The organism is Microcystis sp. M079S1, assembly GCF_020246425.1.
Taxonomy (GTDB): Bacteria; Cyanobacteriota; Cyanobacteriia; order Cyanobacteriales; family Microcystaceae; genus Microcystis; species Microcystis aeruginosa.
The window spans coordinates 1-21,910 of record NZ_JADBSZ010000204.1 but is presented as its reverse complement, the minus strand read 5'-3'; the positions used below and the strand labels follow the sequence as shown (position 1 = coordinate 21,910).

At 42.9% G+C, this 21,910-nt stretch carries 20 protein-coding genes; 13 read left to right on the top strand and 7 right to left on the bottom strand.

The window, feature by feature from the left end; genetic code table 11:
• Positions 1-245: 245 nt before the first annotated feature.
• Together IM456_RS13440 and IM456_RS13435 are read right to left on the bottom strand one after the other, a co-directional pair.
• Positions 246-1,385, bottom strand: a complete 1,140-nt coding sequence (locus IM456_RS13440) for a SpoIID/LytB domain-containing protein (protein WP_149986644.1) — start codon at positions 1,383-1,385, stop codon at positions 246-248.
• Between the two features lie 91 nt (positions 1,386-1,476).
• Positions 1,477-1,716 (bottom strand): hypothetical protein, encoded by a 240-nt coding sequence (locus tag IM456_RS13435; RefSeq protein ID WP_149986643.1) that lies wholly within the window; start codon positions 1,714-1,716, stop codon positions 1,477-1,479.
• Positions 1,717-1,876: 160 nt separating this feature from the next.
• Here IM456_RS13435 and hcp point away from each other — a divergent pair, with 160 nt between their 5' ends.
• The 5 genes from hcp to IM456_RS13410 all read left to right on the top strand — a co-directional run bounded on the left by hcp (position 1,877) and on the right by IM456_RS13410 (position 5,881).
• A complete protein-coding gene (hcp, locus tag IM456_RS13430; protein WP_287693337.1) occupies positions 1,877-3,505 on the top strand; it encodes a hydroxylamine reductase in 1,629 nt (542 codons plus the stop codon).
• Between the two features lie 85 nt (positions 3,506-3,590).
• Positions 3,591-4,307, top strand: coding sequence for a bidirectional hydrogenase complex protein HoxU (gene hoxU, locus IM456_RS13425; RefSeq protein WP_002760545.1), 717 nt, complete (start codon positions 3,591-3,593; stop codon positions 4,305-4,307).
• A 6-nt stretch (positions 4,308-4,313) separates the two neighbouring features.
• Positions 4,314-4,712 (top strand): hypothetical protein, encoded by a 399-nt coding sequence (locus IM456_RS13420; RefSeq protein WP_149986641.1) that lies wholly within the window; start codon positions 4,314-4,316, stop codon positions 4,710-4,712.
• 4 nt (positions 4,713-4,716) lie between these two features.
• Positions 4,717-5,181 (top strand): hypothetical protein, encoded by a 465-nt coding sequence (locus IM456_RS13415; protein WP_253881172.1) that lies wholly within the window; start codon positions 4,717-4,719, stop codon positions 5,179-5,181.
• 151 nt (positions 5,182-5,332) lie between these two features.
• Positions 5,333-5,881: an NADH-quinone oxidoreductase subunit B family protein gene (locus IM456_RS13410; protein ID WP_002740992.1), complete on the top strand. Its 549-nt coding sequence runs from the start codon at positions 5,333-5,335 to the stop codon at positions 5,879-5,881.
• A gap of 550 nt (positions 5,882-6,431) precedes the next feature.
• Here the strand turns inward: IM456_RS13410 and recG are convergent.
• Together recG and IM456_RS13400 are read right to left on the bottom strand one after the other, a co-directional pair.
• Positions 6,432-8,900, bottom strand: a complete 2,469-nt coding sequence (gene recG, locus IM456_RS13405) for an ATP-dependent DNA helicase RecG (protein WP_149986639.1) — start codon at positions 8,898-8,900, stop codon at positions 6,432-6,434.
• A gap of 67 nt (positions 8,901-8,967) precedes the next feature.
• Positions 8,968-9,861, bottom strand: a complete 894-nt coding sequence (locus tag IM456_RS13400) for a hypothetical protein (protein ID WP_287693336.1) — start codon at positions 9,859-9,861, stop codon at positions 8,968-8,970.
• Positions 9,862-10,107: 246 nt separating this feature from the next.
• On the opposite strand from IM456_RS13400, the gene IM456_RS13395 reads away from it, so the two are divergent.
• From IM456_RS13395 to IM456_RS13370, 6 genes are all read left to right on the top strand, one after another.
• Positions 10,108-10,893, top strand: coding sequence for an Rpn family recombination-promoting nuclease/putative transposase (locus IM456_RS13395; protein ID WP_287693335.1), 786 nt, complete (start codon positions 10,108-10,110; stop codon positions 10,891-10,893).
• A gap of 131 nt (positions 10,894-11,024) precedes the next feature.
• Positions 11,025-12,095: a hydrogenase expression/formation protein HypE gene (hypE, locus tag IM456_RS13390; protein WP_287693334.1), complete on the top strand. Its 1,071-nt coding sequence runs from the start codon at positions 11,025-11,027 to the stop codon at positions 12,093-12,095.
• Positions 12,096-12,307: 212 nt separating this feature from the next.
• A complete protein-coding gene (locus IM456_RS13385; RefSeq protein ID WP_287693333.1) occupies positions 12,308-12,652 on the top strand; it encodes a hydrogenase maturation nickel metallochaperone HypA/HybF in 345 nt (114 codons plus the stop codon).
• On the top strand, positions 12,643-13,467 hold the full coding sequence (hypB, locus tag IM456_RS13380; RefSeq protein WP_287693332.1) for a hydrogenase nickel incorporation protein HypB: 825 nt from the start codon (positions 12,643-12,645) through the stop codon (positions 13,465-13,467). The genes IM456_RS13385 and hypB overlap by 10 nt, the downstream gene beginning before the upstream one ends.
• Positions 13,468-13,513: 46 nt before the next feature.
• Complete coding sequence (locus IM456_RS13375) at positions 13,514-13,912, top strand: helix-turn-helix domain-containing protein (RefSeq protein ID WP_287693331.1); 399 nt, start codon at positions 13,514-13,516, stop codon at positions 13,910-13,912.
• 17 nt (positions 13,913-13,929) lie between these two features.
• A complete protein-coding gene (locus IM456_RS13370; RefSeq protein ID WP_149986632.1) occupies positions 13,930-14,121 on the top strand; it encodes a DNA adenine methylase in 192 nt (63 codons plus the stop codon).
• 77 nt (positions 14,122-14,198) lie between these two features.
• Here IM456_RS13370 and IM456_RS13365 read toward each other — a convergent pair whose 3' ends face one another.
• Entirely contained in the window at positions 14,199-16,289 is a 2,091-nt protein-coding gene (locus IM456_RS13365) for a PD-(D/E)XK nuclease family protein (RefSeq protein WP_287693330.1), read from the bottom strand.
• A gap of 78 nt (positions 16,290-16,367) precedes the next feature.
• Here IM456_RS13365 and IM456_RS13360 point away from each other — a divergent pair, with 78 nt between their 5' ends.
• On the top strand, positions 16,368-17,705 hold the full coding sequence (locus IM456_RS13360) for a proton extrusion protein PcxA (protein ID WP_287712784.1): 1,338 nt from the start codon (positions 16,368-16,370) through the stop codon (positions 17,703-17,705).
• A 35-nt stretch (positions 17,706-17,740) separates the two neighbouring features.
• On the opposite strand, the gene IM456_RS13355 is transcribed toward IM456_RS13360, so the two are convergent.
• Both IM456_RS13355 and IM456_RS13350 read right to left on the bottom strand, forming a co-directional pair.
• Positions 17,741-18,547, bottom strand: coding sequence for an Rpn family recombination-promoting nuclease/putative transposase (locus IM456_RS13355; RefSeq protein WP_287693329.1), 807 nt, complete (start codon positions 18,545-18,547; stop codon positions 17,741-17,743).
• Between the two features lie 36 nt (positions 18,548-18,583).
• Entirely contained in the window at positions 18,584-19,891 is a 1,308-nt protein-coding gene (locus IM456_RS13350; RefSeq protein ID WP_149986628.1) for a hemolysin family protein, read from the bottom strand.
• Between the two features lie 268 nt (positions 19,892-20,159).
• On the opposite strand from IM456_RS13350, the gene IM456_RS13345 reads away from it, so the two are divergent.
• Positions 20,160-21,644 (top strand): polysaccharide deacetylase family protein, encoded by a 1,485-nt coding sequence (locus IM456_RS13345; RefSeq protein WP_287693328.1) that lies wholly within the window; start codon positions 20,160-20,162, stop codon positions 21,642-21,644.
• The last annotated feature ends 266 nt before the right edge of the window (positions 21,645-21,910 follow it).

Here is a 21,910-nt window from a genome sequence, read left to right as displayed (position 1 = left end):
GGAACCCTTCGAGATCGAAGAGCGAAAGTGCAAGGGTTTTGAGTCCCTCGGATCGATTTCTCAACGTTTGTTTCTGGCACTTTTTGGGCTAAAAAAGTGCCAAAACCGTTTTCTAGTAAGGCTTTCAGTAATTTTCAGCAAGCCCTACTTAGCTTAACCAATTAGGTTTTAGATTCAATCCTTGTTATCAGTTCACTGTTCACTGTTTACTGTTTACTGTTGACTGGAAATAGCTGACAGCCTTTTTAGTTGGGCATTTCAGTTAAACGAGCATTTTGATAATAATGGCTGAGAATGCGATCATAAGTCACCCCTTGGTCGGCGAGGGAAAAAGCGCCCCATTGACTTAAACCGATCCCATGACCGAAACCGCGACCATTAATGGCAAAAGTACCGTTATCAGCTGAAATCGTGAATAGGGTACTACGCAGCTCGAGTATTCGCCGTAATTGGGTATCAGAGATTAATTTAGAGCCTTGATCGCCCACTATACGCATTCTAATCACTCGTCCGTGGGGAGTGGTCCTTTCGGGGGATAGCGATCGCACGCGACCGACACCACCGATTAAACGGCCTAATTCACTGGCGCTAAAGTTTTTTGACCATTGAAATACCGGGGCGACTTGATCGTAATCGATGACACCGCGCAGGTAGGGTAAGGGGGAATTCCAAACATCCTCGACATTTTCCGTATGGCCTCCGGAGGAGGAGTGAAACACCGCTAGAATCGGTTTGCCGTTGAAACTCATAATTTGTCCGGCGGTGGCATTAACTGCCTCGTGGGTGCTAGTAAACTCGCTTTCTAGACCCTTATAAACTTGGGTGCGGGTGGTAGTATCGAGATCGTAGATGCGATTGCCGGAAGTGTTCATTTGGTAGAGAGCATAGGTGCGCGCCGCCACGGATTGGGCTTTTAAGGCCTCTTGCGGCCAGGAGGGAATCGCTTCCGCACCGACGACACTATAGAGATATTCCTCTAAATCGACTAAATTTAGGGCTGTCACCCCAGAACCTTGCCGAATGATCCGTGTACGTCCTCGATACCAGCGATCATTAATCCAGACGTAACCATCATTCCCCGGTTCGATGAGCAATTGACTGGCCTGCCAATCGGCCAAACCCACCGCTTTTCCTCTGGGATTAGCATTGAGGGCATTCATGGCGGTCAATTCTCCTAAGACTCTGCCGGCCCCATCTTTCACCACAGCATCGGTGGAACTGCCCACGGAGACGGCACTAACACCTTTACTGATGGCAATGCGTAATTCGACAGCAGCCTGGACTGGGGCGATAATCAAAGCCCAAAAAACTAGGACGAGCCAGCTATGGGCAGGCAGGCGCTGCAGGTAACTACCCAGCAGCCTTGCTGTGTGTTTATTGGTCATGGGGATCGGACTCCTCACACAATCGATCGATAATCAATTTTACCCGGACTGGGATTTTTTGGCTACTCCGGTTCGGAAAAATTTTTCTCTGTCACTTTTTCCCGATTGTCTGACAATTTTTCTGTCCTCTGGCCTCTGCTAAACTGGAATCGAGCCTCCTGAATCGCCAAATTGCCGTATTTTGTCGGATTAATCGGGATTTATTCGAGTTATAAAAATCACCGAAAATACTTAATTTACTAAGACAACTAAATAATTGTTTAATCGGTAATTCTTGAGGAAATCTAAAATCAGAACCCAACCGACAAAAAGGGTGAGAGAATAAAAACATAGTTCAGAGAGTAGAGGCTGTCAAGACAAGCTTTCGAGTCGTAAAATCCACAATTCCTGCCGGGTGAGGGCCGATAAATGACTTTCAAAAAAGCAGAATTAAATTTAGTAGAAAAAAATCGCAACAATCTGTCAATCTACTGAAAAAAGAGAGAAAACTTATGTTTTGTGAACAATGCGAACAAACCGCTAGTGGTAATGGTTGTCATCAGTGGGGAGCCTGTGGAAAAAGTCCCGAAGTCAACGCTGTTCAAGACTTATTAGTTTATTGTCTGCGGGGATTAGCATCGGTGGTTTTAAAAGCCAAAGAAGCGGCAATATCTACTTGCGAAGCCGATATTTTTACCTGTGAGTCGCTTTTCGCCACCATGACCAATGTGAACTTCGATCAAAGACGTTTTACCGATTATATTCAGCGTTGTTTAGAGATTCGGGAAAATTTAAAAGCACAATTGGGATCGGTGGACTGGTCTGCACTTGCTAACTATCAGCCTAATTTTAATGAGAGCCTAGTCAGTCAAGGTCAAGAAGTATCCTTAGAACTAATTGAAAAAGTACAAGACCTCGATATTTTTTCCCTAAAGTTAACCGCTATCTACGGAGTTAAAGGTCTTGCTTCCTATACTTTCCACGCTCAGGAATTAGGTCAAGAGGATGACTCAGTTTATCAGGTTATCCAAGAGACTTTAGCGGCAATTGATCGCAGTGATTTAAACCTGAATGATTGGGTGGCAATCTGTCTAAAAGTCGGGGCCGCAAACCTGCGGGCCATGGAATTATTAGATCAAGGTCATACCGAAACCTACGGTCATCCCATACCGACAAATGTTCCCTTAAATCCGCGTTTAGGTAAAGCCATTTTAGTCTCCGGCCATGATATTAAACAATTGGCGGCTTTACTGGCACAAACTGCCAATACTGGGATAACAGTCTATACCCACGGAGAATTATTACCCGCCCACGGTTATCCAAAACTAAAAGAAAAATATCCCCATCTCTACGGTCATTATGGCACCGCCTGGCAAAATCAAACTAAAGAATTTGCTAAGTTTCCGGGGGCAATAGTTTTAACTACTAATTGTCTCATGCCCCCCCACGAAAACTATGAAAGTAAACTTTTTACCCTCGGACCTGTGGGTTATGCCCATATTAACCGCTTAGAAACAGTGGACGGTGCGATCGATTTTAGTCCCGTGATTGCTAAAGCGCAGTCATTGCCCGGATTTACTGAAATAAGCGAACCTCGGCAGGTAATGGTGGGATTTGCCCACAATACCGTTCTCAGTGTCGCTGATACGGTGGTTGATGCCCTTAAACAGGGTAAAATCCGTCACTTCTTCCTGGTTGGGGGCTGCGATGGGGCAAAACCAGATCGCAATTACTACACCGAATTCGTGGAACAAGTTCCCGAAGATTGCATCGTTTTAACCCTTGCCTGTGGAAAATTCCGCTTTTTCGACAAACAATTAGGTAGTATCGAAGGATTACCGCGGCTAATGGACCTGGGACAATGTAACGATGCCTATAGTGCCATCAAAATCGCCCTAGGATTAGCCAACGCTTTTAACGTTAGCGTCAACGAGATTCCCCTATCCCTAATTATCTCTTGGTACGAACAAAAAGCGATCGCTGTACTGCTCACCCTGCTGCATCTAGGTATGCAAAATATCCGTCTGGGACCGACTTTACCGGCATTTATCTCCCCCAACGTCCTGAAATTCCTCTCCGATACCTATCACCTGCAGCCGATTACCACCCCCGCAAAAGACTTAGCCGATTGTCTAGGTTAAAACTTTCTGTAAAAATCCCACCCTTGGCCACAAACCGTGGCCTATGGGAAGGAGAGGGATATTATCCTCAAGGAGAATAATTTTTATGTCCGTAATCACTTTAAGCATTGATGGCAAAGATGTAGCGATCGAAGCAGGTTCGCGAGTTCTCGCGGCAGCTAGTCAGGTAGGAATAAAAATTCCCGCCCTCTGTCATCTCGATGGGGTTTCCGAAGTGGCCGCCTGTCGCTTATGTTTGGTAGAAATTGAAGGTATTAATAAATTATTACCCGCCTGTGTAACGGAGGTGGCGGAAGGAATGGTGGTTCATACCGATACCCCAAAACTGAAAGAATATCGCCGCATGACGGTGGAATTATTATTCGCTGAAGGCAATCACGTTTGTGCAGTTTGTGTGGCTAATGGTAACTGTGAATTGCAAGATTTAGCGATCGAAGTGGGTATGGATCATAGTCGTTTTCCCTACCGTTTTCCCAAGCGAGAAGTGGATATTTCCCATCCTCTTTTCGGTATCGATCATAATCGTTGTGTTCTCTGTACCCGTTGTGTGCGAGTCTGTGATGAAATTGAAGGGGCGCACGTTTGGGATCTGGCTTATCGCGGCGAAAAAGATAAAATTATTGCGGGAATGGATCAGCCTTGGGGCAGCGTTTCCGCCTGTACTTCCTGCGGCAAATGTGTTGCCGCTTGTCCAACCGGGGCAATATTCCGCAAGGGTTCCGCCGTTTCTGAAAAAGAGGAAGATCGCTCGAAGTTGGAATTTTTAGTTAACGCCAGGACTCAACACCAATGGACGCGTTAGCGAAAAATGGTAGATTCTCAAAACGCTCGTTGGGGACATCTAGGTATTTATGCCAAGTATCTGCGGGCGGAAATGGCTCTGTATGACGAGATTATGGGGATGAATGAAGATATTCGCTTGATTTCCGATTACTGCGGTATTTCTGAGCGGGAAACTCAACGAGCAAAGGACTACGCTTTCGGTAGCGGTGTCAGTCAGTATGAATTTTGGCCTAGTATTGATATGGCAAAGGCGTGGTTGAGGATGGCGCGAGGACAGGGAACGGAGATCGATCGTGTCTTTTTACAACACGAAATCTTAGAATCGGATTTAGTGATTAATCAGGGTATGAATCAGCCTTCTGCTCACGAAATCGCTCAAGCTCAATATGGTTGGTCCACCCTACTGCGTCAAGCGAATCAATAATGTTATGAATGATACAAATCTTGAACAGATCTTTCTGCAAGCCTTAGAGCGCTGTCTATCCCTGGTGGATTATCAATCTCAACCAACCAATTTAGCTTGGTCTGCGATCGAACTTTTCGCCGAAGTTGGGCGATTTCCCCAGATGCTTCGCCAATTCTGTGATCAATACCGAGAGCGTGTGGCGGCGGCAGATCGGGCGATCGAGGATTACGCCAGTAGTGTGGATAATTGGACAGTCAAGGGGACTATTTTCGGGGCGCAGGATCAATGTAATATCTTGCATTTTTTTCTCAATGTCCACACGAAAAAATTTAAGTTTTTTAGAGGTGAAAATTGGACGCCCCAGCTGATCTGTGAATTTTTGCAAGAATGGAAGGGTATCGATCTTTTTTCTTTAATTGCAGATAATCAGGAACTTGTCGAGACAGGCAAAAACTCGCCCCTCGGTAAACAGCCGCTTTTCTATTAAGTAGGTAGGTGTTAAAAATTGTCAGATACCCCCCTTATTAAGGGGGGATTAAGGGGGGATCGAAGGCAAAATCTATCTTCTATTTAATTAGAACCACTTACTTAGCTAGTAATCACTATTGCCAAAACCTAACAAACAAGGAATTAAAATTATGAGTAAAATTCGCTTCGCTACTGTCTGGTTAGCCGGTTGTTCGGGATGCCATATGTCCTTCCTCGATTTGGATGAATGGCTGTTAGAATTAGCCGAAAAAGTTGACGTGGTGTATAGTCCCGTCGGCTGCGATCTGAAAACCTATCCGGAAAATGTCGATGTCTGTCTAGTGGAAGGAGCGATCGCTAATCAGGATAATTTAGAACTAATTCATCTAGTCCGCCAAAATACCAAAACCGTCGTTTCTTTTGGTGATTGCGCCGTAACTGCTAACGTTCCCGCTATGAGAAATATGTTAGGAACTGCCGATCCCGTGCTAAAAAGGGCTTATTTAGAGTTAGGAGATAACACACCTCAACTACCAGAAGAACCCGGTATCGTTCCCGAATTATTAGATCAAGTGCTGCCCGTCCATCAAGTCATTCCCATCGATATTTTTATGCCGGGTTGTCCCCCCGATGCGGACAGAATTCGCGAGACATTGATTCCGATTTTAAAAGGGGAATTACCCGTGATGGCAGGACGAGAAATGATTAAATTTGGTTAATTGAATCAGTTATCAGTTATCAGTTATCAGTTATCAGTTATCAGTTATCAGTTATCAGTTATAAGATTTGAGTTTTAAGTTTTGAATGAGCAGTATGTATTAGGTGAGCCTCATCAAATGCCAGTTTGCTGCTGTCTTTTCGCTGATTATTGATTACTGTTTACTGATTACTGATCACTGTTTACTGATTGGGTGCATCTCACATTTGTAGAAATACCGACAATCAGCAATTATCAGTGACTCCTAAATTATTAGAGATGCGTCAGCAGCCGCGTGTAAGCATCCCACCGAAAAACTAATGCGCTCCGGGGTTTGGGGGGTTCTACCCCCCAACGGGGGGGTTGGGGGGTAGAACCCCCCAAAAGCTTGGATTGAGTAATCAGATCTGAAGTAATACTAAATCCGTTGAGTATGGGCTACATATCAAGAGAGGCACTCCTGCAAAACGGAGAATAAATAATCAGTTTTTAATAACTGGATTTAGTATCATAATTCGTAATTCATAATTGATAATTGATAATTGATAATTGATAATTCATAATTCCCTAAATCAAGTTAAAATATCCGCTCCCAACATCCGTTGATATTTGGCTTCTAAGGCTTGTTTCAAATTGGGTAAAGTGATTAAATGGGGATCATCTAACATAATTTTTTCGGCGGCATCTCTTGCCAAAACTAACACCTCTTGATCCTCCACTAAACTAGCGAGGGCAAAATCTGGTAAACCCGATTGTCGTTGTCCTAAAACTTCCCCTGGACCGCGAAATCGCATATCCATTTCCGAGATAAAAAAGCCGTCTTGGGATTGTTCCAAAACCGTTAATCTTTGACGGGAATTAGCACTATTACTGCCACTTAAAAGTAAACAGTAGGATTGATGGGAGCCTCTGCCCACGCGCCCCCGTAATTGATGCAATTGTGAAAGGCCAAAACGTTCGGCATTTTCAATTAACATCACCGTGGCATTGGGAACATCCACCCCCACTTCGATAACCGTAGTTGAGACAATAATTTGCAGAATATTATCGCGAAAAGCTGTTAAGATTTCCTCTTTTTCGGCGGAACTCATGCGACCATGTAGTAAACCGATATTAAAATCAGGAAAAATCTTTTCGGATAAATTTTGATATTCTTCCACCGCAGCCCTAACATCTAATTTTTCCGATTCTTCAATCAAGGGAAAAATCACATAAGCTTGTCTGCCTTGGGCAATTTCACGGCGAATTAAATCATAGGCAGCCCTTCTTTGATTGCCATTTAAAGCAGTGGTTTGAATCGGTTGTCTGCCGGGGGGTAATTCGTCAATTTGACTCACATCCAAATCCCCATGCAGGGTTAAAGCTAAAGTACGGGGAATCGGTGTTGCTGTCATGGTTAAAACGTGGGGAGACTCTCCTTTGCTTAATAATCTTGCCCTTTGTTGTACCCCAAAGCGATGCTGTTCATCAATAACAACTAAACCTAATTTGCGGAAATTAACTGCATCTTGAATTAGGGCATGAGTTCCCACTAAAAGTGGTAATTCTCCTGTCTCTAATTGGGCGTGAATTTCTCGCCGTTTAGCAGTTTTTGTGGAACCAGTTAATAATTCTACGGGTAAATGTAAGAGATTAAACCAGCTAACTAACTTACGATAATGTTGTTCTGCTAAAACTTCCGTGGGAGCCATTAATGCCGCTTGATAACCGGATTGTAGGGCTGCTAAAATAGCATAAACTCCGACAATTGTTTTGCCAGAACCCACATCCCCCTGCACAAGACGATTCATCGGGGTGCTAGAATCTAAATCCTCTAAAATTTCTTCAATAACTCGTTTTTGAGCATTGGTTAATTGAAAGGGAATTATCTGATTAAATCGATCAATTAATTGACCCTTAGCACTAAAAATAGCACTTTTCTGTGTCTGACGATACTGTTGCCGCCGCCGCAGAAACCCCAATTGTAAAAAGAAGAATTCATCAAAGACTAATCGCCGTCGCGCTTGACTTAGAATCTCGGCATTATTGGGAAAATGAATGTTAGTAATTGCTGTTTTTAAATCGATTAATCCGTATTGTTTTCTTAGACCGAAAGGTAGGGGGTCTTTTATCGCCTCTACTGCCCCAAAAGCGGCGACTACAGCCTTTCTAATTAGGTCGGCGGGTACTCCATCGGTGAGGGGATAAACCGGCAGAATACGCCCGATTTTTAAGGACTCAATACTTGCCCCAGAACTGTCTAATAATTCAAATTCAGGATTTTCTAAAGTTAACCCATATTTCCCCGCTTTGACTAAACCACTAACCGCCACCACCGAACCCACCAGATAGAGTTTTTTTTGTCCTTCTTGCCAAGCACGATTAGTATAGCGAGTTCCCGCATAAAAACGGTTTAATTTTATCTGTCCAGTGCGATCCTGTAAGAGCAATTCAAAGATAGCTAACTTGGTATTTTTGGGGCTAGTAAAACAATTACAGCGCTTGACATTACCCACTAAAGTTACCGTTTCCCCCTCGGTTAAATTGGCGATATTGACTTGACGACTGTAATCAATATGATCCCGGGGATAATAATATAATAAATCTTCAACTTTGTGGAGGTTTAATCTTTCTAAAAGACTGGCTTTTCTCTCTCCCACTTCCGCTAGATATTTCAAGGGTTGTTCGAGGGTAACTTGCCGTGGAGAATTAGTCTTTGCCGTGATGGGAGTGGTATTAATAATTTTCGCCGCAGCTGGTTCTTTTGGGGTGGGGGTTGCTTCTAAAGTTGGCCGTAATTGTTGCAAAAAATTGCGAGTTTCGGTGACTAATTGTTGTCTTTGTCTGGGATTAAACTGGGAATATTGGGCAAATTTTTGGGCTAATTCTCGCCAGCGATTTCTCTCACTGGTGGAAATTCCCACGGGAGGATTATCCCCGAAACTAAGACACAAAAACTCGCTAAAACGGTATTGATTTCCCTGAAGATCTGGATAACCTTTTTCCGCTTCTACAGATAAGGCTTTTTGTAATCTCACCCAGTCGGGTATTTCCCCTTTCATAATTACCTCTTGACTCCAAATTTCCCTGTATTATGCTTCCCTGATACCTCTGTTTGATCATAACTGATTAATCATACCAACTACTGCGCCACGCCGCTTCCGCTTGAGCGATAGTATATTCTTTGCGAATACGATGATATTGTTCCCCTAGACGATTTAATTGTTCCCAAAGGGAGCGAATTTGATTTCTTTCGACACTTAAACGCGTATCAGCAAATTCAAGTTCAGCCATTCGTAGATGAATCGCCGTTACTTTAGTGACTTTGCCACTTGAAAAATCATGATCATCCCCATCATCTTCATCTTCATCTTTTTCTTCCTCTGGTTCAGGGTTTTTAGCTTCCACTAGAATGTTTAACATATTATTTCCTCCACCTAGAAATTGTCCTTCTTCTCCCGCTTGAATTGCCATATCGAGAATTTGACTGGGTAGATGAGGGGGAAGAATATAAGCTTTTTGTAGTTGCTGATTAATTTGTTTAGAGAGATGATTGAGAATCTCGATACAGTTTTTTTCCAGCACTCGACAACAATAAAGTAAAATATCGGGGTTATTAATCTCTCCAGCTGCGGCTAGATTTTCCCGTTTGTCTAGAAAAAGTTTCCAGAAATCTGGGGTGTTAACTGTCTCTGCTGGACTTTTAGAGAATCCTCCCCCTGAAAATGCCCCTCGATCGAAGCTCTGCTCGCCCAATTGCTGTAAACTGGCTTTAGCCTCTTGTCCTAGAGCTTTGATCTCCTCTTGTAGTTTCTGACGATTGCTGTGGGAGAGGGCCAGAAATTCCCCCCCATAGTAACGGGTACAGATATAATACACTGCCCCGATCGCCTGTTTATAGAGAGATTCACCGAGGAAATCAAGATAAATTCGGTATTTTTCTCGCATTCTTTCGGCTAAATTTGCCACTTCCGTTTCTATGTTCTTTAAATCTTGTTGTAGCTTGTTCAGTCTTCCAGTCATAGAAATTTTACCGAGGGAGAAGTTAGCGATCGGCGAATTCTATTATAGCGACTCACTGTCAGCTATAGCGCCCTGACCAGGGGGAGATGTTTAGACTCGATCGGTTGTCAGTTATTTTAGCTATTAGCTTTTTGCAGACCAGCTTTTAGCATTTGTTTTGGCGAAGATAACTGCTATAATCAGGCTAATTAGTAGGAAAACTCTCTATCTCTATATTTTTGCATAGTTTACACCACAAGTCCGGGCATGAAAACCGACAGTATTTTTTATGATCTTTTTCAATCTTATCCGTCAATTTTCTTTGAATTAATCAACCTTTCCCCCGGAGAAGCCGAGAATTACCGCTTTGATTCCGTCGAAATCAAGCAACTAGCTTTTCGTATTGATGGCGTATTTTTGCCCAATATTACCGATTCTAGCATTCCTATTTATTTCTGCGAGGTGCAATTTCAAGATGATCAGAATTTTTATGGCCGTTTCTTTGCTGAAATCTTCTTATATCTCAGTAAAACTGCTTTTAACAATGATTGGCGCGGGGTGGTCATTTATCCCCATCGTCGGGTAGAATCAGATCAGGTTGTACGTTATCAAGACTTATTGACATCTGGGAGAGTGACGCGAATCTATTTAGATGAACTAGATGATATTAATCAAGATTCCCTGGGTATTGCCACCATAAAATTAATTATTGCTAAAGAAAATCAAGCAGTGGCAACAGCCAAACAACTTATTGAACGAGTGCGAACTGAATTTACCCAACCGCAAAACTTCCTACAATTAATAGAAACGATCCTTATCTATAAATTACCACGTCTAAGTCGCCGGGAGATAGAAGCCATGTTTAGTTTAGATGAACTGAAACAAACCCGTTATTTTCAAGACGTTCGAGAAGAAGGTAAACTGGAAGGTAAACTGGAAGGTAAACTGGAATCTGTGCCGCGTTTACTGGCTTTAGGTTTAACGGTAGAACAAATTGCTCAAGCCTTGGACTTAACTGTAGAAAAAGTGCGAGAAATACCAGAAACCCATTAAGATAATCTAGCAGTAAGCTATGACAGCGTTTCTCATCAGGATAAAGTGTAACCTAATTTGCTATCGACCACCGACTCGACAAAACGAAAACTTCGCACCTCACCATCAAGATAACTGCTGTACTTAAATTTATGACTAGCACTCCTTCAGCTTCTTTAAAATTAAAAAAAACAAAAATTACCGACACAAATATCACTCTCTCCCATGGCAGTGGTGGCAAAGCAATGCGGGATTTAATTAACGAGATATTCGTTAATAACTTCGATAATAACTTACTGGCACCCCTTGAAGATCAAGCCCGATTTGAGATTAAAGATTTGGCTAAAATAGGCGATCGCTTGGCATTTACCACCGATTCCTATGTGGTTTCTCCCCTATTCTTTCCGGGGGGTGATATTGGCAGTTTAGCAGTCAATGGAACCGTTAATGATTTGGCTGTCGGTGGGGCAATTCCTCTCTATCTCAGTTGTAGTTTTATCCTCGAAGAAGGTTTATCTATCGACACCCTAAAAACCATCGTTACCAGCATGAAAATAGCCGCCGACAAAGCGGCGGTAAAAATCGTCACCGGGGATACAAAAGTCGTTCCCAGGGGACAAGGGGATCAAATATTTATTAATACCTCTGGAGTCGGAGTAATTGCGGCCGGAATCAATTCCGGTGCCAATAATTTACAAGTTGGCGATCGCATTTTGATTAACGGTTTTCTGGGGGATCACGGTGCCGCCATTCTGATTGCCAGGGGCGAATTAGACCTGCAATGCACAATCGAAAGCGATTGTCAAGCACTGAATTCTTTAATTTATGCAATTCTGGCAGTTTGCCCGCAAGTTAAAGCGATGCGGGATGCCACTAGAGGCGGATTAGCCACAGTTTTAAACGAATTCGCCCAAAGTTCAGGTGTGGGAATACAGGTGCAGGAAACGGCGATCCCCATCCGGGAAGAAGTGCGAGGAATGTGCGAATTATTGGGTTTAGAACCGCTTTATCTGGCAAATGAGGGTAAATTAGTCCTTGTCGTGCCACCGGAGGCGGAAAATCGCGTTTTAGCAGTGATGCGTTCCCATCCTGACGGTAAAAATGCCGCTTGTATCGGGGAAGTCGTCGCTTCTCCCCCCAATTTAGTTTACTTAAAAACCGCTTTCGGCACTAAAAGGATTCTCGATATGTTAGTCGGCGAACAATTACCGAGAATATGTTAATTAGACAGGAGACAGTTTTAAAGGAAAAAGTGAAAACTAAAAAAACAGATAGTTGGAGTTTTGGTTTTTTGGGGTTTTGGGGTTTTGGGGTTTTGGGGTTTTAGTTGAAATTTCCCTGTTCCCTGTTCCCTGTTCCCTGTTCCCTGATAACCGATAACCGATAACTGATAACTGATAACCGATAACTGATAACTGATAACTGATAACTGAAAATGCACGAACTAGGAATTACCCAAAATATTATTGAACTTGCTTTAGAACATTCCCGAGGAATGAAAGTTAAGCGCGTGGTGTTAGAGATTGGTAAACTAACGGCAATTATGCCAGAATCGATCGCTTTTTGTTTTGATACCTGTTGTCAAGGTACTAATGTAGAGGGGGCAATGTTAGAGATTCTGAAAATTTCTGGTTTAGGACAGTGCCAAGATTGCGGAAATGAGCTAGAACTAGAATATCCCTACGGAATCTGCGATCGATGTGGTAGTCGCAATATAATCATTTTACAGGGTCAAGAATTAAATCTCAAATCCTTGGAGACAGAATCCTTATGTGTGTAACCTGTGGTTGTTCTGATAACTCGGAAGTAACGGTAACTAATCCGCAAACGGGAACCCATGAACATATTTTAGCCGATGGTACTGTTATTAGTCATAGCCATCACGCTCACGCTCACGCTCACGAGCATGAGCATCCCCATCATCCTGCGGAAATTCACGCTCAAATTCATGGTAATATTCTCCAAGTTGAGCAAAACCTGCTGGCAAAAAATAATCTATTAGCGGCACAAAATCGCGGTTGGTTGAAGGGGAGAAAAACTGTTGCTCTTAATCTGGTTTCTTCCCCCGGTTCGGGAAAAACTACCCTGTTAACTCGCACAATTGCCGATTTAAAAACCGCTATTCCTATCAGTGTCATTGAGGGAGATCAAGCAACAGCTAATGATGCTCAAAAAATTAGTGAAACCGGTTGTCAGGTTATCCAAATTAACACCGGAACAGGTTGTCATTTAGAAGCATCAATGGTAGAGAGAGGATTAATCGAACTCGATCCACCGATGAATTCTTTAGTCATGATCGAAAATGTTGGTAATCTAGTTTGTCCTGCTTTATTTGATTTGGGAGAAAATGCAAAAGTCGTCATTCTTTCCGTCACCGAAGGAGAAGATAAACCGATTAAATATCCCTATATGTTCCACGCTTCTCAAGTCATGATCTTGACAAAAATAGACCTACTGCCCTACGTTAATTTTAACCTCGATCGCTGTTTAGATTACGCCTATCAAGTTAATCCCAATCTGAAAGTTTTTCAAGTTTCCGCTACCACTGGAGAAGGTTTAGATGCTTGGTACGGTTGGTTAAAATCGCTGGTTTAAGTTAAGTAGTAACACACCTAAAAAGTTCAGTCTAACCGAAAGAAAAATGACCCTAGCACTTGATCACAATACTTATAATCAACTGTTGACTAAATTTCAACCCAAGATTATTGAAAATGAGGAAGAATATGAGCAAGCTCGTCATCTTCTGCTTAATCTAATTAGTAAACAGGATCGACTACCAGAAGAAACCGCGATGGTTAAATTAATGGCGACAATTATTAAGGATTTTGATGCCAGACAACCTCAACCCGAACCAGCTTCACCGCAGGAAGTATTATTACACTTAATGTCAGCTAACAACATGAAACAAGCTGATTTAGTTGGTAAAATTGGTTCTAAGGGTGTGGTTTCTGAGATTGTTAATGGCAAGCGATCAATTAGTAAAGCTCAAGGGAAAATTTTAGGAGAGATTTTCAATGTTTCCCCCGGTGTATTCATTTAATTATTTATTAGTTGTTAATGAAAACAACCGTCATTGTTCCACCGATTAAATGTCAAGGTATCAAAACTAAACTGCTATCATCAATCAAAAGTTTAGCGGATCAGCAAAACTTTGATCGTTGGATAGAACCCTTGTGTGGTTCGGGGGTGGTAGCTTTTAATTTACAACCCCAAAAAGGCTTTATACTAAATCTAGTTATTAAAAACTGATTATTTATTTCCCCTTTTTGCCTATTGCCTATTGCCTTTTGCATCTCCTAACCAAGAATTTAATTTTGTTCTAGTCCTTAATCATATTCTTTTGCCGCTTGCACTAAAGATAAAAGTTGTCCGGTTTGATCGGTTCCCGATACACTTAAATCACTGTGACAGAGGATAACTTTTTCGCTTACCCTTGCCAATAAATCCCTTAAAATTCTCTGTAAACGTGCCTGATTTTCCTCTAATTCTGCTTCCGTTGTCCAGCGTTGATAGGGACTTTCTCGCCAAAAAATCGGCGCAGCAAAAAGAGTAGCAGCACCTCCTTGTTCCCAGAGTGGGGAGGAACAATCTAGCCAAAAATGCCAGCGATGACTAGAACGAAAAGAACGATATTGAAAGATATTGCCTAGGGTGACTGCTGAGGAAGATTTAATAAATTGTCGCACAGGATAGGGATTAGCGGTAATTGTACCACGGCGCAAAAGTTGGATAAACTGACTAATAGTTTCGCTGGGACTTTGAAAAGAGGGTTCACTCTCACGCAAACGCCGATCGATCTCCCAAAAATGTTGGGCAGTTTCCATTAATTCTCGCAAAGCTGCCAAGTGATCGAAGGGCAAATTTTCCCCATCGTTTAATAATTGTTCGATCGCTTGATTTAAGACAAAAATCGGGAAAAGTTTCGCTTCTTGCTGCCGTTTTTTCATCCCTTCGATCCAGTGACAAATTCTTTCGTAGGCAGTACAAGCTTTTTGTCCTAAGCGATCCCAACGGGGAAAAGTTTCGATCGCTAATAAGCGGGGATTTTCCGGATGCACTTGATAACAATGATCGGCAATTAATCCGGCGCGGATTGGATCGATATCGGGAATTAAATTCTCTTCTTCATCCCAGCGATAACGGCTAAAAATCACCAGCATTTCCGCTATGGCCTCTTGGGGGGCTAAACGCCCCAAATTTGCGTAAACAAGGGCGAGAAGGGTCAATAATGCCCGAATCAGAGGACAACTGATCAGGGGTCGTTGTTCGTTGAGGGGTTGAACGGGTATCCCGGCACCGGTTAAAATTTCCATCAGGCTATAACGGGCGATTTCGTCTAAACCGGGGGCAATAACGGCGATTTCTTCGGATTTTACCTCTCCTTGCTTGACTGCTTGAATAATAGCTGTGGCTGTCTTCCGTAACAATTCAGCGCGAGAGGTGGTTTGCAGGGAGATGAATTGATCGGGAAGATTGCCAAGATAGTTACCGTCGCTGATTAAGGAGAGAACCGTCTCGCTAAACTGAGCAGCTAACCCGTCAGTGGTAGATAATGACATAATTTGACAGCGTGCCGCTAATTTTTGTAGATAATCGGGATCGGCAGTTAATCCTAAGCGAATTTTTCCCTGGGGATTGTAGGTAAAAACGCTAAAACAATCATGATCGAGGAAAAAACTGAGTAAATCCTTGGCAATAGCCGGATAATCATCCACATCGTCCGCAAAAACTCCCCGGAAGCGTTTTAATAGTTGCTGCTGATAACGACTATCAGGAAATAAATAGCGCCAATAGAGTTCGTAGATGATACCATAACTTAATAAACCACGTTCTAGAGACCAATCACGCCATTGAATGATTAATTCTCCCACTTTTTCTGGTGTTTCCTGCTCATTAATCGCTAAAACTCGTTTTAAATCTGTTTCTGATAATCCGTCGGCTAATCTTTCGGGTATCTTTTCTGCGGGAACACCACTAGCGCCGGCTAATTGTAACAAATCGAGAACTTGACGGACAAAACGATATTCATTTATGCTAGTAGGCTGGAAGAATTCAGCGATCGCTGGTTGCCAGAGACGGGTGGCGAGTTCCTGTTCCGTTTCTGGGCGTAATCGGCGGGGAAATTGCGCTTTTAGCCCTAAAGACTCGAAAATTAACGGCCAAAACAGGATGACTTCATCGGTGAGAAAACCTAAAGGGGTTTTGCAGAGAATCGGATAGCTACCCTTAACAGCAAGGGCTAATTGATCGGCTAATTCCCGTTTATTATCATCGTTGGCAGCGAAAACTAAGATCGATCGGGGAAGGGGCGATGATTTTGAGCGATCGCGAGACACCCAGCGCCGAAATTCCCCGACTAAAGCGGTGGTTTTTCCCGATCGAGTCCCACCTTCGATCCAAATTGGTATGATTGACATCGTTTTTTCTGGATTGTATTTGTTAAGATGACTGATCGGTACTCTAGCTTTTCTCCCTTGTGGAAGTAATTGTTTCCTATGAATCTTAATCGGATTTTGCAAGGTGTTAATCAATGGTTATTACAAACTCCTGAACGTTCTTTAGATGAGGCGTATCATGCAGCTTTGAAGATTAAGGAGATAGAAGACAAGCATTTTCAAGGGCGAAAAGTGGCAGCGGAGTTCTCGAATTATGGCAGTACCACCAATTCCTATTTTATCGCAGAAGTTAAAGGTTATCTACAAAAAATTAAAGTCAGATTGACGGAGTTTAAAGCTAGTCGCTCGATCGTTAATACCTTCGGACCCAATCAACCGACAATTAATAATGGGGTGATTACTGTCACCACAGATGTTTGTCTGAAAAAACTTCAGTTTATCGATGGTGTTATCGGAAAATATCAAGGTAATTATTGGCAAGAAGAGCTTGAAGATGTCCCCAAAAGTCTCCAGACCCGAAATGTTGAGCGGGAAACAGCGAAAATAAAGACTTCTCGAAATCGCTCTTTTTTAGCAGCGGGTAGTCTTGAAGAGGAGGAAATAATCAAAAGTAATAAATCCCAAAAAGCTACGGAAAAACCGGGGGTTTTACCCCGTTCTTTTGTCAATACTTTTAATCGCATTAAACAGGAAATCGATCCGCAAGCGGAGGAATCGGAGGAGGCAGTTTTAAAGAAATTTCGCAATTCTCGTTATAAAACAGCCATTTCTCTCAAGTTTATTTTACTGTTAATTATTGTTCCTTTATTAACCCAGCAATTAACCAAAACTTTCCTGATCACCCCCTTGGTTAATAAATATTTCCAACAACAGGAACAGTTTATTTTTATCAATCAGGATTTAGAAGAAGAAGCTTTTTCGGAATTGAGAAGATTTGAGGAAGCTTTACATTTTCGAGGTATGATTGGTTTAGCACCCAAATTATCTAACGAAGAAATCGAGGGAGAAATTACTAAAAAAGCGGCGGTACTAAGTGAAGAATTTCGCCAACGAGGTTTAAATGCGATCGCTAATATTTTCGCCGATATTTGTTCCCTGATTGCCTTTGGTTTTGTTATCGCTTTTAGTCGTCGGGAAATCGAGATTGTCAAGTCTTTTCTTGATGGCATTCTCTATAATCTTAGCGATTCAGCTAAGGCTTTTTTAATTATTCTCTTTACCGATATATTTGTCGGTTTCCCCTCTCCCCACGGTTGGGAAGTGATCCTAGAAGGGTTAAGTCGTCATTTCGGTTTACCGGAAAATCGCGAGTTTAATTTTCTCTTTATCGCCACTTTTCCCGTTATCTTGGATACAGTCTTAAAATATTGGATTTTCCGTTATCTCAATCGCATTTCTCCCTCGGCAGTGGCTACCTATCGTAATATGAATGAATAGGGTAAAATCGGGGAGAAACTTGATAATTTACCCTTCTAATCTGGGAAGGATAATTTTGCTGCTGTCTCTTGTACTTTGGTAAGTTCTAATTGCAAAGCAGTGGCAATCTGTTCTATACTTAAACCTAAAGCTAGTAAACCAGCGATCGCTTCAGTTTTAGCTTCTTCACGACCTTCTTCACGACCTTCTTGTTTAGCTTCTTGATAAAGTCGAGTCTGTCTGAGATCATCTAATCCGAACATAGCTTCTAACTCCGCACGACTAAGATTAGTAAATTTATAGGCTAAGGTTCTTTCAATTAATTCTACAACTTTTTGCTGGAAAACTAGATCATCAATTTCAGCGATCGCTTTTTCTAAAAGTGGTTTTCCTCGTTGCTGTGCTAATTGGGGTGTAGCGACAATTAACTGAATAATTCCTAAACCCAGAGACGGATGCGGATTATCGATTAATTCATCTAAATAAATAGGTCTGATCTGTCCCGTTATCTCAAATCCCCGCAGTTGATAGGGAAAGTTATTATCCAGATCCCTGGAGGCAAATAAAGCTACAGCTATCCAATCCTGAACGGGTTTATACTGATTGAGATAGATGACAATTTCTGTTAAAAATCGCCAATAAAAATCGCTTTTATCCTGAAATTGCACTTCAACAAAGTAAATAATTAGTTCCGGTGCTGCTGTGGTCGGTAAAAAAATACCGTCAAAACGACGCGCTAATTCTTTGATTTCTCGGGAGGAGAATTGATAATTTTCAGCTTTCTGGGTTGACTCTCCCAGTAATTCAAAAATTAACCCCGGAAAGGTTTGCAAGAGTTGATAAAAAATTGTATCGGTTTTCACAAGCTTGAAAAAATCTAGATGTTTACTAACAATTACTTACAAATCATCCAACAATAGCGTTACTAACACCTTATCGACGCGATTACCGTCCATATCCACCACTTCCAAGCGCAACCTTTGCCATTCAAAATGATCGGCAGCCCCCGGAATCCTACCAAGATGGGTAATAATAAAACCCCCTAGAGTGTGATAATTGCCCTGTTTTTCCCCGGGTAATTCACTGATTTCAAATAATTCTTTAAAATCTTCGATCGCCACTGTGCCATCGATCAACCAAGAACCATCTTCCCGCTGCACGATCTGAGCATCTTCAATATCATCTAATTGGGGTAAATCGCCGACAATTGCCTCTAAAATATCCTTGCGCGTCACCAATCCTTGAATCACCCCGTACTCATCCACTACCAAGGCAATATGATGACCACTTTGCTGCACCAATTCTAAAACTTTTAAACCCCTAGTGCTTTCCGGCACAAAAAGCGGCTGTTGTAAATTCTTGGTCAGGTCGAAACTTTCACCGGTTAAACAATCTGCCAATAAGTCTGTGACTTCGATTACCCCCAAAACCTCATCTAAACTGCCCTGACACACAGGAAAACGGTTATGATTGCTCTCAATTAGCTTCTGACGGTTAATTTCGGCACTATCTTCCAAATCTAGCCAAATAATATCTGGGCGCGTGGTCATAATCTGGCTTACTCGGCGATCGCCCAATCCTAACACCCTTTCCACCATATCCTGTTCTGCTTCCTCAAAGGTTCCCGCTGCGGTTCCCTGTTTAAGCATAATTTTCAATTCTTCTTCCGTAATTGGGGAATCATTGTTATTAGTATTAATCCCCAACAAACCGAGAATCAGATTAGTCGATTGACTCAAAAGATGGACAACGGGCGAAACAATTTTCGATAGCTTATCGAGAGGACCTGCAACGAGGATAGCGATTTTTTCGGGATTACTTAAACCTAACCGTTTCGGCACTAATTCCCCCACCACTAGGGATAGATAGGTAATAATTAACACCACTAATCCTAATCCCAAAGCTTGACTGTAGGGGGCTAAAACGGGAACTTGCGCCAATAATTGCGCCACACTGACCGATAAATTCGCTCCTCCGTAGGCCCCGGCAAAGATTCCCACTAGGGTAATGCCAATCTGCACCGTAGATAAAATTTGATTGGGATCATTGGCCAATTTTAAGGCCACCGCCGCCCGTCGATCATCTCTGGCTAATTGTTCTAAACGGACTTTGCGGGCCGAGACAATGGCAATTTCCGAGAGGGCAAAGACTCCATTGAGGAGGATCAGGAAGAGGATAACAAGAATTTCGGTAGTCGCCGAGAACATGGTTAAAAGTTACAGGTAAAAGGGCGGATAGTTGTTTGGATCATAGTGCGAGGATCGGTTAAGTTCAGTAAAGAATCATCTTGATTTTTAACGAGTTACGAAGGCTTGTGTCTGGAGAGGGGGTACTCTCAGTATAAATGGGATAGGATAAAGTTCGCGCTCTTAGCTCAGTTAACAGTGAACAGTCAAGAGTGACCTGTTGCCAGTAAAAAAAGTTGTCCCTGGGAGAGTGGGGACAAACTATCTCAATCTATTCGCCTGAAAAATTATGATCGCTACACCCGTATCATCGAAATCGAACGCTATCACGGAAATCCGCCCCGGACTACCGACTATTTGCGGTTGGGAACAGGAAATCGCAGCGATTGTTAATCACGATGATCCGATCTTTTTACCGACAACAAATCTCCAATTAGACAATATTAAGGCTGGTTTTGCCTGTGCTTTGCATATGCACCAACCCACCATCCCCGCGGGTGTTAACGGTGAATTAATCTGCAATCTCCAGCATATGTTCGAGCATCAGGGGGATGGTGATAACCATAATGCCAGCGTTTTTGCCTGGTGTTACAGTCGCATGGGCGATTTTATTCCGGAATTGGTGGCGGAAGGCTGTAATCCCCGGATTATGCTCGATTATTCCGGCAATCTCCTCTGGGGTTTGGTACAGATGGGACGGCAGGATATCCTCGATAAACTCAAATTAATCACCTGTAACAGTCAATATCAACCCTATGTGGAATGGTTGGGGACGATGTGGAGTCATGCGGTGGCTCCTTCCACACCGATTCCCGATCTAAAATTACAGATGCAAGCATGGCAAACCTATTTTGCCTCGATTTTTGGACCGGATGCCCTGAAACGAGTCAAAGGGTTCTCTCCCCCGGAAATGCACCTTCCTAACCATCCTGATACCCTCTACGAGTATATTAAAGCTCTGAAAGAATGCGGCTATCGTTGGTTATTGGTACAGGAACACTCGGTGGAAAATCTCGACGGTTCGGGATTGAGTCAGGAACAAAAATATATTCCTAATCGCCTGGTGGCCCGTAATTCTCGGGGTGAAGTGATTGCGATTACTGCTTTGATTAAAACCCAGGGTTCCGACACCAAATTGGTCGCCCAAATGCAACCCTACCACGAGGCCAAATGCCGCGGTAAACAGCAAATCGGCGGCGTTTGGGTTCCTTCCCTAGGTTCCCAGATTGCCGACGGTGAAAATGGTGGCGTGATGATGAATGAATTTCCTCGCGATTTTCCCAATCCTTGGCGGGAAATGCAGGGAGGTTCCAGTGTGGCAGGATTTAACGGCACGGAATATCTGGAGTTAATCGAGGCCGCTGGCGTTAATCCCCAAGATTATCCCCCAATTCAAGCCGTACACCAGCATAAAATCTGGCAGCGAGTTAATCCGGATGCCGCTACCCCGGAAGCAGTGGAACAGGCGATCGCTGAGTTAAAACAGACCGACCACCGTTTTAGTATGGATGGGGCATCTTGGACAAATGATCTCAGTTGGGTGCGCGGTTACGAAAATGTCCTCGAACCGATGAACCAATTAAGCGCTCAATTCCACGAGAAATATGATCCTTTGGTACAGGCAGACCCTAGCTTCACCCGACGACCGGATTATCTGGAGGCACTGCTTTATAATTTGCTCCTGCAAACCAGTTGTTTTCGTTATTGGGGCCAGGGTACTTGGACCGATTATGCCCGCACTTTGTACGAAAGAGGCGCAGCCTTAACCCGCTAAGATGGTAAGGTATCTAGGGCGCAAATTCTGCGCTCTAGTAATACAAAAATATTACTAGGTGATGTTCCCCGATCACGACCGCTACCGGCATTGATCTCAAAAAGCTAGAAGATTTAATTAGGGTTAGGGACTTGCGCTTTGATAATGTACCTTTTGGGCGAACGCAGTTCGCCCCTACATTGTGGACAAAATCCGTTACTGTAGGGGCGCAAAGCTTGCGCCCTCCGCTCGCTCAGGTTTGCTGATCACCCTAAGTAGGGGGAGAG

Coding starts and splice junctions, on each gene's coding strand:
- IM456_RS13440 (WP_149986644.1), bottom strand. CDS start 1,385: ATGACCAATAAACACACAGCAAGGCTGCTGGGTAGTTACCTGCAGCGC.
- IM456_RS13435 (WP_149986643.1), bottom strand. CDS start 1,716: ATGTTTTTATTCTCTCACCCTTTTTGTCGGTTGGGTTCTGATTTTAGA.
- hcp (WP_287693337.1), top strand. CDS start 1,877: ATGTTTTGTGAACAATGCGAACAAACCGCTAGTGGTAATGGTTGTCAT.
- hoxU (WP_002760545.1), top strand. CDS start 3,591: ATGTCCGTAATCACTTTAAGCATTGATGGCAAAGATGTAGCGATCGAA.
- IM456_RS13420 (WP_149986641.1), top strand. CDS start 4,314: ATGGTAGATTCTCAAAACGCTCGTTGGGGACATCTAGGTATTTATGCC.
- IM456_RS13415 (WP_253881172.1), top strand. CDS start 4,717: ATGAATGATACAAATCTTGAACAGATCTTTCTGCAAGCCTTAGAGCGC.
- IM456_RS13410 (WP_002740992.1), top strand. CDS start 5,333: ATGAGTAAAATTCGCTTCGCTACTGTCTGGTTAGCCGGTTGTTCGGGA.
- recG (WP_149986639.1), bottom strand. CDS start 8,900: ATGAAAGGGGAAATACCCGACTGGGTGAGATTACAAAAAGCCTTATCT.
- IM456_RS13400 (WP_287693336.1), bottom strand. CDS start 9,861: ATGACTGGAAGACTGAACAAGCTACAACAAGATTTAAAGAACATAGAA.
- IM456_RS13395 (WP_287693335.1), top strand. CDS start 10,108: ATGAAAACCGACAGTATTTTTTATGATCTTTTTCAATCTTATCCGTCA.
- hypE (WP_287693334.1), top strand. CDS start 11,025: ATGACTAGCACTCCTTCAGCTTCTTTAAAATTAAAAAAAACAAAAATT.
- IM456_RS13385 (WP_287693333.1), top strand. CDS start 12,308: ATGCACGAACTAGGAATTACCCAAAATATTATTGAACTTGCTTTAGAA.
- hypB (WP_287693332.1), top strand. CDS start 12,643: ATGTGTGTAACCTGTGGTTGTTCTGATAACTCGGAAGTAACGGTAACT.
- IM456_RS13375 (WP_287693331.1), top strand. CDS start 13,514: ATGACCCTAGCACTTGATCACAATACTTATAATCAACTGTTGACTAAA.
- IM456_RS13370 (WP_149986632.1), top strand. CDS start 13,930: ATGAAAACAACCGTCATTGTTCCACCGATTAAATGTCAAGGTATCAAA.
- IM456_RS13365 (WP_287693330.1), bottom strand. CDS start 16,289: ATGTCAATCATACCAATTTGGATCGAAGGTGGGACTCGATCGGGAAAA.
- IM456_RS13360 (WP_287712784.1), top strand. CDS start 16,368: ATGAATCTTAATCGGATTTTGCAAGGTGTTAATCAATGGTTATTACAA.
- IM456_RS13350 (WP_149986628.1), bottom strand. CDS start 19,891: ATGTTCTCGGCGACTACCGAAATTCTTGTTATCCTCTTCCTGATCCTC.
- IM456_RS13345 (WP_287693328.1), top strand. CDS start 20,160: ATGATCGCTACACCCGTATCATCGAAATCGAACGCTATCACGGAAATC.